At 73.4% G+C, this 22072-nt stretch carries 11 protein-coding genes; 7 read left to right on the forward strand and 4 right to left on the reverse strand.

Annotated features, from left to right (window positions below; genetic code table 11):
* The first annotated feature begins 76 nt into the window (after positions 1-76).
* On the forward strand, positions 77-388 hold the full coding sequence (locus R6Y94_RS41430) for a hypothetical protein (protein WP_318402480.1): 312 nt from the start codon (positions 77-79) through the stop codon (positions 386-388).
* Between the two features lie 9 nt (positions 389-397).
* Here R6Y94_RS41430 and R6Y94_RS41435 read toward each other — a convergent pair whose 3' ends face one another.
* Complete coding sequence (locus R6Y94_RS41435; protein ID WP_318402483.1) at positions 398-3658, reverse strand: BTAD domain-containing putative transcriptional regulator; 3261 nt, start codon at positions 3656-3658, stop codon at positions 398-400.
* A gap of 285 nt (positions 3659-3943) precedes the next feature.
* Between R6Y94_RS41435 and R6Y94_RS41440 the strand changes: the two genes are divergently transcribed.
* The 6 genes from R6Y94_RS41440 to R6Y94_RS41465 all read left to right on the forward strand — a co-directional run bounded on the left by R6Y94_RS41440 (position 3944) and on the right by R6Y94_RS41465 (position 10447).
* Positions 3944-4819 carry a hypothetical protein gene (locus R6Y94_RS41440; protein WP_318402485.1) on the forward strand — a complete coding sequence of 292 codons (876 nt, stop codon included), beginning with the start codon at positions 3944-3946 and terminating at the stop codon, positions 4817-4819.
* Positions 4820-5047: 228 nt separating this feature from the next.
* The gene (locus R6Y94_RS41445) at positions 5048-5827 is read left to right on the forward strand and encodes an LLM class flavin-dependent oxidoreductase (RefSeq protein ID WP_318402487.1); all 780 of its coding nucleotides are present in this window, start codon (positions 5048-5050) and stop codon (positions 5825-5827) included.
* Positions 5828-6310: 483 nt separating this feature from the next.
* Positions 6311-6676, forward strand: a complete 366-nt coding sequence (locus R6Y94_RS41450; RefSeq protein ID WP_318402489.1) for a peptidase inhibitor family I36 protein — start codon at positions 6311-6313, stop codon at positions 6674-6676.
* A gap of 133 nt (positions 6677-6809) precedes the next feature.
* Positions 6810-7052: an acyl carrier protein gene (locus tag R6Y94_RS41455; RefSeq protein ID WP_318402491.1), complete on the forward strand. Its 243-nt coding sequence runs from the start codon at positions 6810-6812 to the stop codon at positions 7050-7052.
* A gap of 333 nt (positions 7053-7385) precedes the next feature.
* Positions 7386-9422 carry a condensation domain-containing protein gene (locus R6Y94_RS41460; protein WP_318402493.1) on the forward strand — a complete coding sequence of 679 codons (2037 nt, stop codon included), beginning with the start codon at positions 7386-7388 and terminating at the stop codon, positions 9420-9422.
* A gap of 254 nt (positions 9423-9676) precedes the next feature.
* Entirely contained in the window at positions 9677-10447 is a 771-nt protein-coding gene (locus tag R6Y94_RS41465) for a ceramidase domain-containing protein (RefSeq protein WP_318402495.1), read from the forward strand.
* Here the strand turns inward: R6Y94_RS41465 and R6Y94_RS41470 are convergent.
* The 3 genes from R6Y94_RS41470 to R6Y94_RS41480 are packed head-to-tail and all read right to left on the reverse strand — an operon-like array spanning position 10414 to position 22063.
* Positions 10414-11448, reverse strand: a complete 1035-nt coding sequence (locus tag R6Y94_RS41470) for a TauD/TfdA family dioxygenase (RefSeq protein WP_318402496.1) — start codon at positions 11446-11448, stop codon at positions 10414-10416. The two genes, R6Y94_RS41465 and R6Y94_RS41470, sit on opposite strands and share 34 nt — an antisense overlap.
* Complete coding sequence (locus R6Y94_RS41475) at positions 11448-19460, reverse strand: non-ribosomal peptide synthetase (RefSeq protein ID WP_318402498.1); 8013 nt, start codon at positions 19458-19460, stop codon at positions 11448-11450. The genes R6Y94_RS41470 and R6Y94_RS41475 overlap by 1 nt, the downstream gene beginning before the upstream one ends.
* Positions 19457-22063 (reverse strand): amino acid adenylation domain-containing protein, encoded by a 2607-nt coding sequence (locus R6Y94_RS41480; RefSeq protein WP_318402507.1) that lies wholly within the window; start codon positions 22061-22063, stop codon positions 19457-19459. The genes R6Y94_RS41475 and R6Y94_RS41480 overlap by 4 nt, the downstream gene beginning before the upstream one ends.
* Between the last annotated feature and the right edge of the window lie 9 nt (positions 22064-22072).

Consider the following 22072-nt stretch of genomic DNA (forward strand, 5'->3'; position numbering starts at 1 on the left):
GCAAAAACCGATAACAGGGGACCCTCCCGCACCTATCGGGGCATGCTCAGGTGGTGGGCGGGGAAGGGGGTACGGCGTGAGGAACTACGACGACGACTGGACCGAGGACCAGCGCGCGCTGTACGACGAGTGCTACGAGCTGGGTGAAGCCTGGGCCGGTGACCCGGAGACCGACACCGACGAGCTCCAGGACGTGATCAATCTCGCCGAGGCCGACGACGACGAACTGGCCGACGTCGACCTCAGCTATCCCCCGCTGGTGGACGCGGTCGCCGAGGCGACCGGTGAACAGGTGACCAGCGTGACCGCCGACCGGGACGACCCGGCTTTCCGGGGCTTCGTGGACGGTGTCCGACAGGGCGCCGAGGAGGACGTCTTCGGCCTCTGAACCGCCGGGTCAGCGCGGCAGCCGGGCCGGTACGCCGAGCACCGCCATCGCCCGCCGGTAGCGCCGGTACGCCTCGTCCGCCTCACCGTACCGGCCCGCCGCGCTCAGCACCGAGATCAGCTCCTCATGGGTCCGCTCGTCGTACGGGTCGATCTCCAGGGCCCGCCGCAACTGGTACGCCGCCTGCTCCGGGTCGCCCCGGTGCCGGGCCAGCAGGGCCAGGGCCCGAACCACCCGCAGGTAGAGCCGGCGCATCTCCTCCCGGACCGGCAGCGCCGAGTCGTCGTACGGGTCGTCGGCCAGGAAGTCACCCAGGTAGCGCTGCTCGGCCAGCGTGAGTACGTCCTGCGCCGAGACCCGTTCCCCGCGCTCCAACCGGCGCAGCCCGAGCAGCGCCTCGGCCTGGAAGAGCCGCACGTCGAGGTCGACGTGCGTGACGTCCAGCGCGAGGCTGGCCCGTTCGGCGACCACGTACCGGTCGACCGGGCCGTGCCGATCCGGATCCAGCACCCCACGCAGCAGCGAGAGCAGCACCGAGAGTCGATGGCCGAGCCGCTCCGGCGGCTCCCCGGGCCAGAGCAGTTCGCCGAGCTGCTCCCGGGAGACCGGTCGACCCTGCCGGGCGGCCAGGATCCGGAGCAGGTCCCGGGCCTTGCGGGACTGCCAGGCCGAAGTGGGCACGGGTCGACCGTCGACGCGTACCTCGAACCGGCCGAGCGTGCGTACCGCCACCGTCCCGGCCGCGACGGCCGGTACCGGGACCACCACCTCGATCTCGGCGAGCCGGGCGGCGGCGACCTCGGCGTCGATCCGCTCCTCCGCACTGGCTTCGGGCAACCGGCCGAGCAGTACCCGGACCCGGTCCGCGTCGACCCCCGCCCCGGCCTCCCGCAGGATCGCCCCGGCCTCCACCAGCGCGTGCCGGGCCGACGACGGGTCGCCGGTGGCGGCCGCCCGCAGCCGCAGCGCCTCGGCCAGTCCGGCCCGGTCCTGGTGCAGCCGCGCGTGTTCCTCGGCCTCGGCGGCGAGCAGCACCGCCCGGGGCAGGTCCCGCCCGGCCACCGCCACCCAGCCCAGCGCGCACCGGGCCGGGCCGCCGTCCGGGCCCGGAGCCAGCCGGACGGCCCGCTCGGCGAGATCGGTGGCGCGGGCCGGATCCGTCCCGGCGATGACCCGGGCCAGCCCGGCCAACGCGGGTACCAGCGCGAACACGTTTCCGGTCGGCTCGCTCACCTGCACCGCCTCCTGGTAGGCGGCCCGGGCCAGACTGTCCCGGCCACAGAGCAGGTGCACCCGGCCGAGCCCGGCCAGCGGCACCGCCGCGTACGCCGAGCCGAGCCGGTGGTGCAGGGCCACCGAGCGCTCGTACTCGGCGACCGCCTCGACCAGCCTCCCGAGCCGGAGCAGCGCGGTGCCCCGGACCGCCAGCGCCAGCGCCAGCATCGCCGGGTACCCGGCCTCCTCGGCCAGCCGGACGGCCTCGCCCGCCACCGTCACCGCCTCCCGGTAGCGGGCCGCGCCGGACTGTGCCACCGCCAGGTTGAGCCGCGCCCAGGCGGCCAGGCCGAGATCACCCGCGGCGTCGGCCAGCCGGACCGCCTCGGCGAGCTGTCCGGCCCCGGTCGCCCGGTCGCCGGCCAGCCGCGCGGTCAGACCGGCCGCCACCGCGGCGGTCACCACCGCCTGCGCCGTGCGCAACGCGGACCCGACCGGCGGGTCCGGCCCGGCCGGCGGTACGGAGCCGGGCGGTGCCGGCGGCCGGGCCGGTGCCGGTTCGCCCAGCCGACCCGCGCCCGGTACGGCGGACGCCGCCGCCAACGCCCGGCGGGCCCGGTCCCGCCCCGTCGCCACGTCGCCGGAGAGCGCGTAGGCGCACCCGGCCCAGGCCAGCAGCAGCGCCTCGTCGGGTGTCCGGCCGGCCCCGGCGCTCGCCCGGTCGAAGACCGCGATCGCGGCCAGCGGCTCGCCCCGCAGCAGGTGGACCAGGCCGTACCGCCAGGCCAGTGCCGGGGGCAGGGCGGCACACCGGGCGGCCTGCGACCGGTACACCTCGAGCGCCGGCTCGGCCGCGCCGGCGATCCGCAGCGCGTCGCCGTGCAACTGGCGCAGCGGTGCCGGGCACCGGGCCGGCGGCAGTGCACCGACGGCGGCGCCGACCAGAGCGGCCTCGCCGTCGGCCAGCAGCCGCGCGCCGTACCGGCGGAGCAGCCGGACGGTCGGGCCGACCCGGCCGGCCGACCCGTAGCCGCGCAGCGCCGGTGCCGGCAGGCCGCGCCCGGCGTACCAGTCGGCCGCCCGCACCTGCAGTGCGGCGGCCCGGGCGGGCGACAGCGGGAAGTGCCGGCGCGCCGCCTCGGTCACCAGCGGAATGGCGGGGTGTCCGGCACCGTCCGTCCGCTCGGCGCCGAGGAGACCGGCGGCGGCCAACCAGCGCAGCAGGCGACCGGTCCGGCGCGGGTCGGATCCGGCGAGGAGTTCGGGGTGCGCCGGGTCGACCCGGGCCGCCGACCGGAGTACCCGGGCGGCGTCGGCGGGCAACTCCCGGAACACCTCGCCGGCCAGGTACGCCACGGCTCCGGCAGCGGCGGCGGCCAGCCCGGCCGGCCCGTCGTCCCGGTCACCGAGGTCCCGCAGCGTCCGGGCCAGCAGGTGCACCAGTACCGGCCAGCCGGCGGTGGCCCGGTGCACCGCCCGGGTCAGCGCCGGATCCGGCAGGTCGTAGCGGTCCCGCAACAGCGCGGCCACGTCCACCCGGGACAGCGCGAGGTCCACCGGCCCGAGCAGGCCCAGGTCGCCGCGGCGGAGCCCACCGGCGACCAGGGCCGTCGGGGGCGGGCGGCGGGTGACCACCACCAGGCGGACCCGGTCCGGCAACCGGTACGCCGCCGTCAGCAGCGCCCGCAGCCGTGGCGGTGGCAGCGGATCCACACCGTCGAGCACCAGCCACCGGTCGTCGCCGGCCGGCCCGTCGGTGGAACCCGGCAGCCTGCTCAGGTCGACCTGGGGCGGCCCGCCGTCGGTGCCGCCGAGCACGGGCGTCCACTCCGCTCTGGTGTACCAGCGGCTGGTGCCCGGGGCGAGCATCCGGCGTACTGTCGTGGTCTTGCCGTAGCCGGCCGCCGCCGCGACGAGGAGGCAGCGCCAGCCCGGCGACCACGGCGGGAGTGGTGGCGCTGTCTCCTGGACCGGCGGGTGACCAACCGGCGGCCAGATCGACGGGTGGCCGGCGGGCAGCGGCCGGATCGGCGGTTGCCGGGGCAACGTACGCAACCCTGCTACACCTCCCCCGGTAACCGGACGTGACACGGTCGGGGGCTCCGGGCGCCAGCATGTCGGCACAGAGCGGGCATATGCCAGCGAAAGTCGGAATACCGACACGGGCCGTCGGCGCGCCAGGTGCCGCCGCGGCCGCCCCGCACGGAGGTCGGGCGCCGGTGACCGCCCACCCTGATCCGGCCCTGATCGGACCCGGACCGCACCGTGACGGATCTGACCAGGCTGGACCGTGCGCCACCGCCAGCTCAGGCGGCGGGCGACGAAGGGAGATCCGCAGCGATGGCTGTCAATAACACCAGGGTTCGGCGCCGTACCGTGTCGACCCTTGCCCTGATCATGGTGGCGGGCGCGGTCAGCACCGCCGGCCCGGCCCGGGCGGCCGACTCCGGCACCCGGGTGGCGGCCCCGGTCCGCGTCTCCGTCACCAGCGCCACGAACTCGATCGCGAGCAAGAGCGTCGTGGTCAACTGCCCGGCCGGGCAGCGGGTCTACGGCGCGGGCGGCGAGATCACCGGTGGTGGGGGCAACGTGAGCCTGGACGACATCACCCCGAGTCTCACCCTGACCAACGTGCTCGTGACCGGCGTCGAGAACGGCGCCTTCGCCGGCAACTGGAACGTGACCGGCTACGCGATCTGCGGCGTCAACACGCTCAACCTGCAACGCGTGCACTTCACCAGTCCGACCAACTCGGTCAGCCCGAAGTCGGTCTTCGCCGGTTGCCCGGCCGGCCTGCGGCTCTACGGCCTCGGTGCCGAACTCAACGGTGCCGGCGGCAACGTCTTCCTCGACGACCTCACCCCGAACGCGGCACTGACCGGGGCGACGCTGACCGGGTACGAGAACGGCGCCTTCGCCGGCAACTGGAACATCACCGGGTACGCGATCTGCGGCAACGCCTCGGCCAACATGGTGCGCAGGGTCGCGACCAGCGCGGCCGGTTCGCCGGTGGCGGCGTCGGTCACCACCGCGACCTGCCCGGCCGGTACCCGGGCGCACGGGGTGGGCGCCGAACTCAACGGGGCGGTCGGCGCGGTGGTCATCGACGATCTGCGCCCCAACATCGGCCTGCCCAGCGCCACCGCGACCGGCGCCGAGAACGGCGCCTTCGCCGGCAACTGGACCGTCACGGCGTACGCGATCTGTTCGGCCTGACACGACCCGTCGACGGGCTGTGCCTCCGCCCGCCCTCCGGCCGCTGGCCGGAGGGCGGCCGCCCACCAACACCGCCGCACCACGCCGACCGGCAGGCCACTGACCAGAGGGCGACCGCCCACCAACACGCCCGAACCACGCCGACACCGGCACCGCTGGCGGCGGCGGGACTTCGTCCGTCGCTGGACGGGACAGACAGGATGGACGCGGACCGGTAGACATGCGGGCATGCGGTACGCGATATCCCTCCCGCCCGCCGGGGCGCCGGCCGATCTGGTCGACGCTGCGGTCGCGGCCGACCGGGCCGGCTGGCACGGCTTTTTCCTCTGGGACCACCTCGGCGCCGACGGCATGCCGATGCACGACCCCTGGGTACTGCTCGGCGCGGTCGGCGCCGCCACCGAACGGGTCCGGCTCGGCGTGATGGTCACCCCGCTGGCCCGGCGGCGTCCGTGGAAGGTGGCCAAGGAGGTGATCACGCTCGACCAGCTCAGCGCGGGCCGGGCGGTGGTCGGGGTCGGCCTCGGCGTCCCGGAGACCGACTTCACCGGGTTCGGCGAATCGGCCGACCCGCAGGCCAGGGCGGCCGCGCTGGACGAGGCACTGGTGGTGCTGGACGGACTCCTACGCGGCGGCAAGGTGGCACACGACGGTCCGCTGTTCCGGATCCGGGCCCGGCTCGGCCCGGAGACGGTGCAGCGACCACGGCCGCCGATCTGGGTCGCCGCGACCTGGCCGCACCGGCGGCCACTGGACCGGGCCGCCCGGTACGACGGGGTGTTCGCGCTGGGCCGCGACGCGGTCGGCGGGCTGACTCCGGCACAGGTCGTCGAGGTACGCGCCGTACTCGGGCCGGACCGGGACATCGTCGTGCCGCACGATCCGGCGGTACCGGTCGAGGAGTACGCCGCCGCCGGGGTCACCTGGTTGGTGGTCGGCCCGGACACTCCGGACGGTGACTGGCTCGCCCGGCTACGCCGGCAGATCGAGGCCGGCCCACCCGCCTGATCCGGCACCTGAACGGGTCACCGGGAGCATATCCCGACCGAGTAGCGGGGTCACGTGACGCACCCGCTCACCCCGGCCCTGCCGCCCGGCGCACCGCAGCGGCGCGGCCCGAGGTCGCCGCTGACGGCGCCGACCGACGGCACGGCTCGACCCCAGGAAGGGATCGCAAAGAAGAGCTCGGGTCGCGACGGCGGACGTCGGGCGGCGCCTACGTGAATGCCTAGGTGAGTGCGGATTCTGTCGCGGCGGCGTCCTGCACAGGCCACCGACCCGCAGCCAGAAATGCTTAGAGATGTCGCGGACAATGCTCAGTAGGCCAGAGGCAGCACAGCCCTGACACTATCCATAACGGAATCGAGGTACGTCTTTGCGATCCTCGCCATAACCTCTCGTCCACTAATATCGGCAGACAACGACGATACCGGGAGGTACGACATGTTCGGTTCGGCTGCTTGGTCGCAGGTGCGGCGTCCACGCTCCATTGTGCTCGCCGCCGCGATGGCGGCGGGCCTGGTCGGCGCGGCGATTCCGGGCGTGGCCAACGCGGGGCTCACCCCCGGCGCGGCCGCCGCCGTCGACTGTCCATTCACCGACACGGTCTGCCTGTTCGAAGGCACCAACTACCGCGGAACGCGTTTCACGGTCCGCGTCCCCGGCCCGAGCCAGGCCTGCGTCAGCCTCGTCGACCACGGCTGGGGCGATCGGGTGAGGTCGGCGTACAACACCGGCAGCCAGAGCGCGGCGCTCTTCGCGAACGACGACTGCCTCGGCGGGCCGTACCAGCTGGCCGGCAACACCGGCATTCCGGACCTCGGCAGCTTCTCCCCCGAGAGCGTGTGGGTCCCCTGATCTAGGCTTCCCACAGATCCAGCCGAGTCGAGGCCGACATCCAGCCCGGCTCGGCTGGATCTGTGTGTGCAGTGATCGTGCGCTGTTCCCCGGGACGTTGGTGGACGCCGGGCCGGAGGCCTAGTCTCCCGACATGTCGGTGCGTGACCGCCTGGAAACCGTCTTCGCCAAGTCGCTCGAACTGAAGGAGGGGGTCGACTTCGCCGCGTTACGGCAACGCGAGCACGACGAGTGGGACTCGGTGGGGCACATGAGCCTGGTGGTGGCCATCGAGGAAGAGTTCGCGGTGGATCTTGAGCCCGAGCAGATGGTGGGAATCGACAGCTTCGAAGCCGCCCTGCGCATGCTGCGTGAATTCGGCATCGACGACGACTGACCAGACCGGCCCGGCGGCGCATCTCCGCGCATCGTTCTGATTCCGTCACGCCGATGCCTTCGACCCGGTCCGCCTGTACTACGCGCGTGGCCTCGTACCCGCGGAACTGCCACGAAAAGGGGTGGTACCCGCGCTGTCTGCGCCCGTCCGGAACCGGTGAACGAACCATTTCCGACCTGAACCGCGCGGCGCTCACGCACCGCTTCCGACCTCGCGGCCAACCCGGCCGAAAGGGGAGGTTCAAATATGTTCAATGGTGTTGTTCCGCGCCGGCCGGTCTATTATCTGCCGATGTCATCATCTTCGATACGGCCGTCGCCCGGCAGCCGTCCGTTGAGGACAGCGCCACTCCAGCACGGATTCGTCCAACGGAGCTGGCTGTGGCACCGCACATACGGCCACGACCTGTGGGAGGCGCAGCGGTTCGCTCTGACGGTGCCGCCCGCGCTCGGCCGGGCCGACGTCGCGCGGGCCCTCTCGCTGACGCTGGAGCGGCACGAGGCGCTGCGCACCACGTTCTCCGCAGACCAGGACGGTGACCCGACGCAGACGGTGTGGCCTGCCGAGCCAGTCGCGCCGCAGGAGCACACCGTGTCCACGGTCGAAGACGAGGAGGAGGTCGCACGCCGGTTGCACAAGGCGCCGTTCGACGTGGCCCGGGACTGGCCCATCCGGTCCGCCCTGGTGACCCGCGACGACGTCCGGACGCTGTATGTGGTGATCGCGCACATCGCGGCCGACTACGCCGCGGCCAGCATCGTCGAGGAGGAGATGACGCAGACCCTGGAGGCCTACGCGACCGGCGGGGAACCAGACCTGCCCGCCATCGGGGAACAGCCCGCCGACGTGGCGTACGCCGAACAGAGCCCGGCCGGGCGCGCGGCGGAGGAGCGCGCCCTCGTGCACTGGCGAGACGAGCTCCGCCAGCTCCCCACGGGCCTGTTGCCGGTTCCGGTGCGGCCCGAGCACGGCGGGTACGTGGAGGCCGAGCTCCTCTCCAAGGCATCGACGTACGCCATCCACCAGCTGGCGAAGCGCGACGCCGTCGGTCACTCGGCGGTGTTCCTCGCCGCGCTCTGCACCGCGCTGTCCGTCCACACCGGCCAGACCGTGATCCCGCTCGGCTTCACCTGGGGCGGCCGCGACCCCGCCCGGCTCCGGCGGACGGTGGGCAGCCTCTTCCGGGACATGGTCCTACGCGTCGACCTGTCCGACCGGCCGGCGTTCCGGGTGGCGGCAGCCCGGATGCAACACCTGATCTACCGCAACGCCAAGCGGATGCGGTTCGACATGATGCGCTTCGTCGAGCAGGAGATCGCGCTCGACGTGCAGCGCGGGACCCGGCTGCGGGCCGGCGCCTTCCTCAACTTCGTCCGGCTCGCGGCCCCGCCCGAGGATCTGGACCGCACGGTGCCGCCTCCCGGACCGCCATGGCGGCACCCGATCCGGCGGGCGCGGGTCGCGCTGCGCTGGCGGCGCCTGCACGCCGCCACGGAGCTGACCGTGACCCGCCTGGCCGAGAGCGAGCCCTACGCGGTGCCGAACCTGTACGCCGAGGTGTTCTCCTCCGGGCCCTGGCTGCGGACCTTCGTCTCGGCGAAGGAGAGCCTGCTGCCTGCGCCCGCGGCGGAGTGGCTGGTGCGGGCGGTGGACCACCTGCTCACGCGGGCCGCCCGGGACGGTGACCTGACGTTCGACCGGATGACCGAGCTGATCGGCGGCGGCACGGTCCGGGACGCGCGCTGGGTGTTTCTCGACCACTCCTGGGTGCACTGTGGCGCGGTGGAACTGCTCCTGCTCCGGCACCCCGGCGTGGCGTCGGCGCAGGTGCTGCCCCACGGCTCCGAGGATGGCGGCGAAGCACTCACCGCGCGGGTGGCCGTCCGGGATCCCGAGCTGACACCGGCGGACCTGCGCGACTTCCTGCTGTTCCACGGCGACGACCGGTACGCGGTGGCGTGCCCGGTGCGCTTCGAGATCTACGCCGACCCAGGGTCTGGGTCGTCGGCTGGCGGTGAAAGGTCGGACTGGTCCGGCCTGGCGCTGCTGGCCGCCGGCGACGGCCGGGGCGACGGTCCGCGCCGGCCGGGCACCGCGGCGGAGACGGCCCTGCGCGACGCCGTGGCGGAGGCGAACGGGCTCACCGACGTCGACCTCGCGGCGCAGTACGTGACCGCCGGCGGCCGGCTGGAGCGGCTGCCACTGGTACTCACGGCGCTCCGCAGGCGCGGCTTCACCGGGGTACGGCTGGAGGACTTCTGGCGTCCGTCGCGGCTGGCCACCCTGGCCACCCAACTCTCCGCCGACCCGGAGCGGGGGTCCGGCGGGTCCACGCCGGACCAGCGGAGCGCGCGGACCGCTTCTGGATAGGTCCGGTCGGCCGGGAGGACCCCTGGTACGCGCCGACGTTGCCGCCGACGCCGCACAGGTAGTAGGCCTGGAGGCATTCCACATCGCTGCCATATGCTCGGGATTGCGACGGGCGGCCTCCGGTCGAACAGCAGCACCGTGCGGCCGGTCAACCGACCGGCTCGGGTGGAGCGGCCCGACGCGGACGCCATCGAGCACGGTGAGAGTGTCGTCGACCATCACCGCAGAACGTATCGCCATCCCAGGGGGATCCCGTGGACTATGTCGACTGGTACTGCGAGCGAACCGGGCCCGGCTTCTGGGGCGAGCCGTTCAACGCGGTCAGCAACGTCGCGTTCCTCGTCGCCTCGGCGGCGGTGTGGCTGCTGCTGGCGCGGGGACGCGCCCGCGGCGAGCGGGTCCCGGCCAGTGTGGTGGTGCTCGCCGTCGAGATGGCACTCATCGGTCTCGGCAGCGGCGCGCTGCACACGACCGCCACCGAGTGGGGCGCCGAGGTCGACAACTGGTCCATCATCGTCTTCATCCACACCTACGTGGTCTGTCTCGCGCACTGGATGTGGGGGGTGCGCTGGCGGTACGCGTGGTTGGCCGCACCGGCCTACACCGGCGCGGCGAGCGCGCTGCTCTGGGCGGTCGAGACGACCGCGGGCGAGACCGCCACCGTGGGCGGCTACCTTCCCGCGTTCGTGACCCTGCTCGGGTTCGCGGTCGCGGTCGGCATCTCCCGCGACCCGGCCCGCCGGGCGTCCGCCCGGCTGATGTGGCTGGCCACCGGGACGCTCACGATCGCCATCACCTCCCGCACGATCGACCAGGTCGAGCACGAGCGCGCCTGGGAGCACGGCGCCCACGTCTGCGACCGGATACCCGGCGCCGGCACGCACTTCCTGTGGCACGTGTTCACCGCGGTCACCCTGCTGCTGATCACGGTGGCGCTGCTGCGCCGCGCCCGCCAGGTACGGGACTCCGGCGCGGCGCAGGGTCCGGGGGGTCAGGCCCGTGTCTCCGCCTCGGCAACCGGCTGAGCCATCGCGACGACGACCTTCCGGGCGCCGGTGAACGGCGCCCGGCCGTGCGCGACGAGCATGTTGTCCACCAGCAGGATGTCCCCGGCCTGCCAGGGGAAGCTCACCGTGGCCCGCTCGTAGGCCGCGCGCAGGTGGTCGAGCACCTCCGGTTCGATCGGGTCGCCGTCGGCGTAGTAGCTGTTGGTCGGCAGGTCCGCCTCCGGAAGCTCGGCCAGCAGCCCGTCCCGGATCGTCGGCTCCAGAGTGGACACGTGGAAGAACGTGGCGTGGTTGAACCACACCACGTCCCCGGTGACCGGGTGTCGGGCGGTGACCGGGCCGGTTCGGCGGGTGCGCAGGCCACCATCAGGGCGCCACACGACCGTGAGCCCCGCCTGCCGGGCGTACTCCTCCAGGCGGGCGCGGTCGTCGGTCTGGAAGGAGGTCTGCCAGGGCAGCCCGAACCGGTCGCCGTAGTTGCGCACATAGCAGACGCCCCGCCGCACCAGCCGGTCGCGGATCGCCGGATCGATCAGCCGGTACACCTCACGGACGTCGGCGAGCGGCGTCTGGCCGCCCGTCTCCGGCGCCGCCACACAGTGGAACGCCAGCCGGGCCGGCCAGGTGCTGGAGTACGACATCTCGTTGTGCACGTAGATCCGTTGGTCGGCGGGGTGGTCGGTCGAGGTGAACACGTTGCCGGCCACGTGGCTGCGCGGCGAGGAGCGTTCGTGCTCGGCGACCAGATCGGGGTAGAGCGAGGCGAAGAACGCCTCGAAGTCCGGCACCGACGGCGGCCCGAAGCCCCGGAACAGGACGGCCCCGTGCCGATGCAGCCACTGCTCCAGATCGGTGCGGTGGTCGGCGGCCCAGCCCCGCAGATCGACTCCGGCCACAGTCGCGGTCACCATCAGGGGCAGTCCCCGGTCGGCCGGCGGGACCATCTCCACCAGGACTCCGGCGCCGCTCGGGACCGGCCGCCGCCGGCCCGCCACGAATCGTCGCGCGTCCATCGTCATCACTGTCTCCTCTCGGCGTCGGGCACCCTGGGCAGCGGGCGACGTCGCGCACCGCGCAGGCCGTCCCGGGCGGCTGCGGCGAGCGCGGCAGCCTCCCGTTCGCCGTGCTCCCGTTCCCGCTCCTCCAGTGCGGCGTCCAGGTCGTCCAGCCGGGCCGTGGGCTCGGCGACCACCTGGTCGAGTACGGCTTCGAGCTGCGCCAGGAGCAGCCGCACGGTCGACGGCGCGACCCGCGCGGTGTCGTACTCGGCGGAGAGGACGACACCGCGCGTGGTCCGGGCGGCGCGCAGGTTCAGGTCGACCTGGGCGGTCCCCCGGTCCAGCGGGTAGTCCACGAGCCGCACGCCGGGCAGCCGGAGCTGGTGCTCGGGCACGTTCTGGAGCACGAGCTTCACCTGGAACAGCGGCGACCGGCCCGGTCGACGGAGCGGTTTGAGCTCCTCGACCAGCCGGTCGAACGGCATCTCGTCGTGTGCGTAGTCCGACAGCGTCCGGTCCCGGACCCTGGCCAGCAGGTCGGCGAAGGTCTGCACGCCGGACAACTGCACGCGCAGCGGCAGCTGGTTGACGAAGAAGCCGATCAGCCCGGCCAGCTCCGGCTGGTCCCGGCCGGCGACGTCGGTACCGATCACCATGTCGTCGCGGCCCGTGAGCCGCCGCAGCACCAGCGCGTAGGCGGCCAGCAGCGCCATGAACAGGGTGGCGCCCGCCCGGGCGGCCAGGTCCCGCACCGCGTCCCCCAGCGCCGGCGGCAGCACCCTCGTGTCGGTCCGGCCGTCGCCGCCGGAGCCCGTACCGCCGGGCAGGTCCAGTAGGTCGGGCGCGTCCCGCAGACGATCCCGCCATCGGTCGAGCAGGGCGGCCAGCCGCGCGCCCCGCAGCCGTTCCCGCTGCCACAGGGCGTAGTCCGGGTACTGGACGGGCAGCGCCGGAAGCGGCGCGGGCCCGCCGGCGGCAAGGGCCGGGTACAGGGCGCTGATCTCGGCCAACAGCAGCTCCATGGACCAGCCGTCGCAGGCGATGTGGTGCGCGGCCAGCACGGCGACGTGCTCGTCGGGGCCGACCCGCACCACCAGGGCGCGCAGCAGCGGCCCCTGGGCGAGGTCGAACGGGCGCCGGATCTCGGTGGTCGCGACCTCCCGCAACCTCTCCTCCCGGTCCGACTCCGGCACCTGCCCGAGGTCGGCCAGGCGGAACTCGGGCGGCAGCTCCTCCCGCACGCACTGCGCCGGCTCGCCGGTCCAGGTCGCCGGGTCGGGGAACGTGGTACGCAGCACCTCGTGCCGCCGGACGATCTCCCGCAGGACGCCTCGCAGGACCTCGACGTCGAGCGGGCCGTGCAGGCGCGCGGCGACGAAGACGTTCCACTGCGCGCCTCCGTGGCCCATCTGGTGCACCAGCCAGAGCCGGCGCTGGGCAAACGACATCGGCACCCTGTCACCCGGTGCCCGGGACAGTCGCGGTACGGGTGCCCGCACCGGGTGCGCCCCGACGGCCCGCTCCGGCAGCCGCCGGGCCAGCTCGGCGACCGTGGACGTCTCGAAGATGGTCCGGACCGGCACCGACCAGCCGTGCCGGCGCAGTTCGGCCACGACCCGCATCGCGGCGAGCGAGTCGCCACCGGCGTCCAGGAAGTCCTCGTCCACCCCGATCCGGTCCCGGCCCAGCACCTCGGACCACACGTCGCACAGTGTCTCCTCGACGACACCACGGGGTGGGGTGGACGGCTGCCCACGGTCCTCGGCGGGCGGCGGCAGCGCGGCGAGCGCGACCCGGTCGACCTTGCCGCTGGTGGTCACCGGGAAATCCGGTAGGACCGCGAGGCGCGCCGGCAGCAGGTGCGGCGGCAGCCGGTCCCGGGCGAACCGCCGCAGTTCGGCCGTTGACGGCTCCGGGTCACCCGCCGCCACGTAGGCCGCCAGGATGCGGGCACCGTCGGCACCGGGTACGCCGAGCACGACCGCCTCGCGTACCGCCGGATGGCTCCGCAGCACCGCCTCCACCTCGGCCGGCTCGACCCGGACACCACGCACCTTGAGCTGCCGGTCGCGCCGGTCGAGGTAGAGGATGTCCCCGCCGGGCAGCTGGCAGGCGCGGTCGCCGGTGCGGTAGAGCCGGCCCCCCGGAACGGGCCCGAACGGGTCCGGGACGAACGCCTGCGCGGTCAGCTCGGGATCGTCGTGGTAGCCGCGTGCCAACCCCACGCCGCCCACGTAGAGCTCCCCCGGCACCCCGACCGGCACCGGTTCGCCCCGGGTGCCGAGGACGTGGGCGCGCATGTTCCAGATCGGACGTCCGATGGGGACGCCGACGGCGGGCACGGGCCGGTCGCCCGGCTCGTGGCAGGTGACGTCCCAGACCTCGGAGGTGCCGTAGATGTTGAGCAGGCGGCGCCCCGGCAGGCGCCGTCGGAACAGCCGCAGCAGCTCCGGCGTGAGCGCCTCCCCGCTGGTCACCCAGTACACCAACCGGGGAAGAGCCGCGGCGAGGTCGGTCTGGTGCTCCAGCAGCACCCGCAACAGCGTGGGCACCAGCCAGATCCGGGTCACCCCGTGCTCGGCCAGCGCCCGCACCAGCCGTGCCGGGTCGCGGACCTCCTCGTCCGGAATGATCACCGTCGGTACGCCGCGCAGCAACGGCCCGAGCAGCTCCCACAGCGAGTCCACGAAGCCGAGACTGGTCTTCTGGCAGCCGACCTCACCTGCCCCGAACGGGTACTCGTGCCACATCCAGGCCAGCCGGTTCAGCACCTGCCGGTGCGCGACGGCCACCGCCTTGGGGCGGCCGGTGGAGCCGGACGTGTGGAGCAGGTAGGCGAGCGCGTCCGGGTGCACGGCGACGCCGGGATCGGTGTCCGGCGTACCGGGCGGGTCGGTGTGATCCACCGCCAGTACGGCGACGCCGGGCGGGGGCGGCACCCGGGACAGCTCGGAGCGCGTGACCAGTACCGCCGCGCCGGTGGCGGCGAGCAGCGTCGCCATCCGGTCCGGCGGCTGCGCGGGATCCAGCGGCGCGTACACGCCGCCCGCCTTCAGCACCGCGAGCAGTGCCACGGCGGCGTGCGGGGACCGGTCGAGGCAGACCGCGACGACCTGCTCCGGTCCGGCACCGAGGGCGCGCAGGCGGTGCGCCAGCCGGTTGGCGCGGCGGTCCAGCTCGGCATAGCTGATCCGCTCGCCCGCGCAGAGGTACGCGGTGGCCGCCGGCGTCCGGGCAACCTGGGCGGCGAAGAGTTCCGGCAGACTCCGGTCCACCGGAACCGGCCGTCCCGTGCCGTTCCATCCCGTGACCACGGCCTCGTAGCCGGCCGGATCGATGCTCCGCAACCGGTCGCAGCGCCCGTCCGGCTCGCGGACCATCGCCGCCAGCACGGCCGCGTACTCCCGGGCGACGGCCCGGACCTGGGCCGGCGGCAGCTCCGCGGCATCGTAGGACAGTTCGGCGGAGATTCGGGAGGTGGCCGGATCGACGCCGAACTCCGTCCACAGCGGGAAGTTCGTGTCGTCGAAGGTCCTGGCGTCCAGCAACGCCAGCTCGGTCACCCCCTCGAGCAGCCGGTAGACGTGGAACTGGACGAAGTTGAACGCGGTACGCAGCCGGGGCGGCTGGCCACCGGGCCCGGCCATCCGGCCCGCCGGGTACCGCCGGTGGGGCGACATCTCCCGTTCCACCTCGAACGCGTGCCGGACCAGCTCCGTCCACGACCCGGCCGGAACCGTGACGGGGACCGGCACCACGTTGAGGTACAGCCCCAGAGCACGTTCCCCGTCCCGCTCCTCCGGGCGGCCGTTGGTGACCAGACCGGTGAGAGTCGCGGGCTCGCCGGCCCGCAGGCTCATCACCCGCAGGTGCGCCGCGAACAGGACGCTCTTGACCGGCACGGCCGCCCTGCGGGCGAGGCGGTGCAGCCCGTCGCCCACCTCCGGCGGGATCGACACCGGCTCGGCGTGCCGCCGACGGCGGGCCGGCGCGCGAGCGGCACCGGGCTCGGGTGCGGGCTCGGACTCGGGCTCGGACTCGGGCACTGGCCAGCGGGGCAGCGCCGCGCCACTCGCCCCACGCAGCGTGGCCGCCCAGTAGTCGCGATGCGCGGCCGACTCCACGGCCGCAAGTTCGAGGCCGACGTACCGGCGGAAGGTGCTGGCCGGCGCCTGCGCCGCCGGCGCCGCTCCGCCGCGCAGCAGCGCCGCGTAGCTGGTGAACAACTCGGTGAGCATCGACGCCATGCTCCAGCCGTCGAGCATCACGTTGGAGCAGCTGAACGTGGCCTGGAAGGCGTCCGGGCCGCGCAGGTGCACGTGCAGACGGACCAGGGACGGGGCGCTCCAGGAGAACCCGCGCTCCTTCTCCTGATCCAGCCAGTCGGCGATCGCCGCCTCCTGCGCCTGCGGCGCAGCGTCCCGGAGGTCGGTCACGGCGACCGGCACCCGGGCGCCGCGGTGCACGACCTGGCGCGGCTCCCGGAACGAGTGCAGGTCGATGGAGGTACGCAGCACCGGGTGCCGGTCGGCGAGCTGGATCACGGAACTGTCGAACGCGTCCGGGTCGAATCGCCCGCGTAAGTGGAAGCTGAACACGTCGTGGTAGATCGAGAAGTCGTCCCGGTACTCGTTGTCGAAAATCATCCCGGCCTGGAGGGCTGTCAGCGGGTACGCGTCTTCCGCGTCGGGCGGAAGCCGCTCGCGCTCCTCGTCCGGGATCAGCGCGAACGGCGCGTCGACCGGACCCGGGGCCCCGGCCGGATCGTCCTGCCGCCCGCCCGGCGTCCGGGCCAGCTCCCGCACGGTCGGGTTGCTGAACAGGTCCCGCAGGGACAGCGGCACGCCGCGTTCCCGGGCCAGCGCAAGCACCTCGATGGCGCGGATCGAGTCGCCGCCGAGGGCGAAGAAGTTGTCCTGTACGCCCACTCGGTCCAGCCCGAGCACAGCCGCCAGGACGCTGGCGAGGATCTCCTCACCCGGCGTCGCGGGCGGCACGAAGGTGCCCACGTCCGGGCGGGTGTCGCCCGGCGCCGGCAGGGCGGCCCGGTCCAGCTTGCCGTTCGCGGTCACCGGCAACGCGTCCAGCAGCATCAGCGGCGACGGGATCAGGTGCGCGGGCAGGCGCTCACGCAGGAAGTCGAGCAGGTCCGGGACGGCGGGCGCGGCACCGGGCGCCGCCACCAGGTAGCCGACGAGCTGGGCCGGGCCGGCCGGTGACACCCATGCCAGCACGGACGCGTCCGCGACCTCCGGGTGCTCGCGCAGCACAGCCTCGATCTCGCCCGGCTCGATCCGTTGGCCGCGCACCTTGACCTGGCGGTCCAGCCGGCCGAGGTACTCGATCGCCCCGTCCGGGCGGCGGCGGGCGCGGTCGCCGGTCCGGTACAGCCGGGCACCCTGCCGCACCGCGAAGGGGTCCGGCACGAACCGCTCGGCGGTGAGGTCCGCCCGGCCGAGGTAGCCGCGGGCCAGCCCGAGGCCACCCAGGTACAGCTCGCCGGCGACACCGACGGGAACCGGGTGGAGCCGCTCGTCGAGCACGTGCACCGAAGTGTTGGCGATGGGATGTCCGATCGGGACGGTCGGGCCCGTCGACCCGTCGCCGGCACCGTACGCCCAAGCGGTGACGTCGATGGAGGCCTCGGTCGGGCCGTAGAGGTTGTGCAGCCCCGCATCGAGCGTCGCGGCGCAGCGTCGGGCGAGCTCGACGGGGAGCGCCTCCCCGCTACAGATCACGTGGCGCAGGCTCCGGCACCGCTCGCTGCCCGGCTCGTCGAGGCCGAGTTCGTCAAGGAAGGGGCGCAGCATCGACGGGACGAAGTGCACGGTGGTGACGCCCGCGGTGGTGATCAGGTCGGCCAGGGCCGCCGGGTCCCGGTGCACACCGGGATCGGCGACCACCATCTGGGCGCCGGCCAGCAGCGGCCAGAAGAACTCCCACACCGACACGTCGAACCCGAACGGCGTCTTCTGCAGCACCCGGTCGCCGGGCGTGAGCCGGTAGGTCTCCTGCATCCACAGCAGCCGGTTGAGCAGGCCCTGATGGGTGCTCATGACCGCCTTCGGCGTACCGGTCGAGCCGGAGGTGTAGATCACGTAGGCGAGGCTGAGCCCGCCCGGACGACCCGACGGCGGGCCGACCGGTACCCCGGCGGAGCCGGCTGGAAACGGTTCCAACGCGACCCGGGGCACCCCCTCCAGGCCGGCCGGCTGCCCGGCCGCGTGGGTGAGCACGGCGGTGGCGCCACAGTCACGCACCAGGAAGGAGAGCCGCCGGGCCGGATGTCCCGGGTCCAGGGGCGCGTACGCGCCACCGGCTTTGAGTACGGCCAGCAGGGCCACCACCAGCTCGACCGAGCGCTCCAGGCACACCCCGACGACCCGGTCCGGGCCGACCCCGAGCAGCCGCAGGCGGTGCGCCACCTGATTGGCCCGCTCGTCCAGCTCCCGGTAGGTCAGCCGGACCTCGCCGTGCCGGACCGCCACCGCGTCCGGCGCCCGGGCGACCTGGCAATCGAACAGGTCGACCACGGTCCGGCCGGTGTCGATGTCCGCTCCGGTGCCGTTCCCGCCGGCGACGAGCTGCTCGTGCTCCGCCCGGCCGAGCAGGCTGGCCCGCCACAGTGGACGGTCCGGGTCGGTCAGCGCGGCGGCCAGCAGGTTCCGGTAGTGGTCGGCGAAGCGCGCCACCGTGGCGGGGTCGAATATGTCGCTGTCGTATTCGACCGCGGCGGCCACCCCGTCGGCGTCCTCGGTGAGCACCAGGGTCAGGTCGAGCTTGGTGGTGCCGTTGTGCAGCGGGACATGTTCGACGGCGAGCTGGGCCGTCGAGAGCGGCGGCTGCGGCGCGTTCTGCAGGACGAACATCACCTGGAACAGCGGCGCATGACTCAACCGCCGCACCGGCCGCAACTCCTCCACCAACCGCTCGAACGGCAACCCCCCATGCTCCAACCCACCCACCACCACATCCCGAACCCGACCCACCAACCCCCGAAACGACACCCCACCCGACACACCAACCCGCAACACCAACGTATTAACAAAAAAACCGATCAAACCCTCCAACTCCGCCCGCGACCGATTCGCCACCGGCGTACCCACACACACCTCACGCTGACCCGAATACCGCGACAACACCACCACGAACCCCGCCAACAACGTCATGAACAACGTCGCACCCACACCCCGCCCCACCCCCACCAACCCCTCCACCACACCCCGCTCCAACCGGAACCGGTGGTATCCGCCGCGATAGCTCTGCCGGGGCGGGCGGGGGCGGTCGGTGGGCAGTTCCAGCGCGGCCGGGGCGCCGGCCATCGCGTCCCGCCAGTACGCCAGCTCGCGGTCGAGCACCGGGCCGCGAAGCCGGTCGCGTTGCCAGGCGGCGAAGTCCGCGTACTGGATCGGCAGCTCCGGCAGCGGGCTCGGGTGTCCGGCCGCGAAGGCCGCGTAGAGCGTGGTCAGTTCGCCGACCAGGACCCCGGTCGACCACCCGTCGGAGACGATGTGGTGCATGGTCAGGACCAGCAGGTGCTCGTCCGCGCGCAGCCGCAGCAGCGCGGCCCGCAGCAGCGGCCCGGTCGCGATGTCGAACGGCCGCCGCGCCTCGGCGACGGCGTGGTCAAGCGCCGCTGCCTCGCGCTCCGGCTCCGGCACCCCGGTCAGGTCACGCACGTCCAGCACCGCGACGCCGCCGGTGAATTCCTGGCGGACCTGGCCGGATCGGATCGGGTACGTCGACCGGAGCACCTCGTGGCGCCGGCACACCTCGGCGACCGCGCGCCGCAGCGCCGACACGTCCAAGACGCCTCGGGTACGGACCACCTCGTAGATGGTGTACGCGGGGCTCTCCGGCTCGTACTGGTGCAGGAACCACATCCGCTGCTGGGCGAAGGAGAGCGGCGCCTCGTCGTGCCGGGCCCGGGGCACGATGCTGTCCCGGTCCGCCCGCCGCTGCTCGCGCAGCCGATCCAGCAGGGCTCGGCGCTCCGGCGGCAACGCGGCGATCCGGCTGGTCCACTCGGTCACGGCGCCTCCGGCTTCTGGGCGTTCAACAGCAGTTCCACCTCTTCGTCGGTCATCCGCTCGACGGCCTCGACGAGGGCGGTGAGATCCTCGTCCCGGTCCACACCGGACAGCCGGCGTTCGACCTCGGCGGCCAGGCTCGCCACGGTGTCCGCCTCGAACAGCACCCGGAGCGGCAGGTCGACGTCGAGGCTCCGACGCAGCCGGGCCACGACCTGGCTCGCCAGCAGGGAGTGCCCGCCGAGGTCGAAGAAGCTCTCCTCGACACTGATCCGGTCCCGGCGCAGCACCTCCGCCCACACCTGGGCGACCTGGTGCTCGACCGGGGTCCGGGGTGCGACGTAGGTGCGGGATCCGGTCGTGAGGTCCGGCGCCGGCAGTGCCTTGCGATCCACCTTCCCGTTCACGTTGAGCGGCAGCGATTCGAGCGGAACGAAGACGCCCGGCACCATGTACTCCGGGAGCCGGTCACGTAGGAAGGCGCGCAGTACCTCCCCGGAGACCGGCCCGGGATCGGCGACCACGTACGCCACCAGCCGCTTGTGCCCGGCGCCGTCGTCGTGCGCGACCACGACCGTGTCCCGCACGGCGGGGTGTTCGGCGAGCGCCGCCTCGATCTCGCCCGGCTCGATCCGGAAGCCGCGCACCTTGACGAGGTGGTCGTTGCGTCCCAGGAACTCGATCGCGCCGTCGGGGCGGAACTGGCCGACATCCCGGGTGCGGTAGAGCCGCGCACCGGGCACGCCCGAGTACGGGTCGGGCAGGAACGTCCCCGCGGTGCGTTCCGGATCGGACAGGTAGCCGCGGCCCACGCCCACTCCCCCGATGTACACCTCGCCGGGTACGCCGACCGGGCAGGGCTGGAACCGCTCGTCGAGGACGTACGCCCGCATGTTGCCGATCGGACGCCCGATCGGCACGATCGGCGCCGCGTCGTCCGCGGGCGGCGGTTCGAGCAGGGGCAGGTGGCACTGGTCGTCCGAGCACTCGGTCGACCCGTACGTGTTGAGCATCGGGACGTCCGGGTAGACGGCGAACCAGCGGCGGCACAGCTCGGCCATCAGCGCGTCGCCGGTGGGCACCATCCAGCGCAGCCCGCCCAGCCGTGGGCGCAGCGCGCCGAGCGTGTCGGCCTCGTGCACCATCTGGCGCAGCACGGATGGGACCACCTGGAGGACGGATATCCCCCGGCGTTCGGTCTCGGCCAGCAGCGCGGCGGCGTCGTGGGCGATCTCGTCGGGAATGATCTCCGTACAACCGCCGCAGGTCAGCGCGGCGAGGAACTGCCACACCGAGACGTCGAACGACTGGGGACCGTTCTGCGCCACCACGTCCGCCTCGGTGATGCCCAGGTCGCGGATCTTGGCGGTCAGGTGGTTGACCAGCCCCGCGTGCTCCACCATGACGCCCTTCGGGGTCCCGGTGGAGCCGGAGGTGTAGAGCAGGTAGCCGAGATTGCCGGGCACCGCACGCCGGTCCGGGTCGCCGCCGACCCGGTCCACGGCGGCGGCCCGCAGCGCGGAGAGGAGACACAGCTCGGGCCGGTTCTCCTCGGGAAGCCCGGCGCAGACCGTGCCGGCCAGGTCCGCGTACGCGTCGGCGGCGAGCACGAGCCCGCAGCCGGAGTGCGCCACCATCGCCCCGAGTCGGGCGGCCGGCTCGGCCGGGTGCAGCGGGGCGTAGGCGCCGCCGGCCTTGAAGATGGCCAGCAGGGCGACGAGATAGTCCACGTCCCGATCGGCGAGCAGGCCGACCAGTACCTCCGGCCCGACCCCGCGGTCGATCAGCACCCGGGCGAGCTGGTTCGCCGCCTCGTTCAGCTCGGCGTAGGTCAGCTCGCGGTCGCCGCACCGCACGGCGATCCGGTCGGGCGTGGCCGCCGCCTGCGCCGCCACCAGCTCGTGCACGCAACGGTCCACCGGCGCGGTGCACGCCGTGTCGTTCCAGTCGTGCAGGATCTGGCGCCGCTCGCCCCCGGTGAGCATGGGTAGCGAACCAACCGGGCGGTCCGGCTCGGCGGCGGCCGACGCGAGCACGGAGCGCAGATGCTCCAGCATCCGCTGGATCCGGTCCGCGTCGAACAGGTCGGAGCTGTACTCGACGATCCCGGTCAGCCCGCCGTCGGCCGGTTCCAGTTCCAGGGTCAAGTCGTACTTGGCGGTGCCGTTGTCCACCGGTACCGACTCGGTGTGCACACCCGGCAGGCTCATCGCCGGACGCGGCGCGTTCTGCAGGATGAACATCACCTGGAACAGCGGCGCATGACTCAACCGCCGCACCGGCCGCAACTCCTCCACCAACCGCTCGAACGGCAACCCCCCATGCTCCAACCCACCCACCACCACATCCCGAACCCGACCCACCAACCCCCGAAACGACACCCCACCCGACACACCAACCCGCAACACCAACGTATTAACAAAAAAACCGATCAAACCCTCCAACTCCGCCCGCGACCGATTCGCCACCGGCGTACCCACACACACCTCACGCTGCCCCGAATACCGCGACAACACCACCACGAACCCCGCCAACAACGTCATGAACAACGTCGCACCCACACCCCGCCCCACCCCCACCAACCCCTCCACCACACCCCGCTCCAACCGGAACCG

It is taken from the genome of Plantactinospora sp. KLBMP9567 (genome assembly GCF_033446045.1).
Lineage (GTDB): Bacteria > Actinomycetota > Actinomycetes > Mycobacteriales > Micromonosporaceae > Plantactinospora.

What these genes read in the sequence shown, in the direction of transcription:
- R6Y94_RS41440 (WP_318402485.1), top strand. Translation starts at nt 3,944, where the DNA reads ATGGCTGTCAATAACACCAGGGTTCGGCGCCGTACCGTGTCGACCCTT.
- R6Y94_RS41445 (WP_318402487.1), top strand. Translation starts at nt 5,048, where the DNA reads ATGCGGTACGCGATATCCCTCCCGCCCGCCGGGGCGCCGGCCGATCTG.
- R6Y94_RS41455 (WP_318402491.1), top strand. Translation starts at nt 6,810, where the DNA reads ATGTCGGTGCGTGACCGCCTGGAAACCGTCTTCGCCAAGTCGCTCGAA.
- R6Y94_RS41470 (WP_318402496.1), bottom strand. Translation starts at nt 11,448, where the DNA reads ATGACGATGGACGCGCGACGATTCGTGGCGGGCCGGCGGCGGCCGGTC.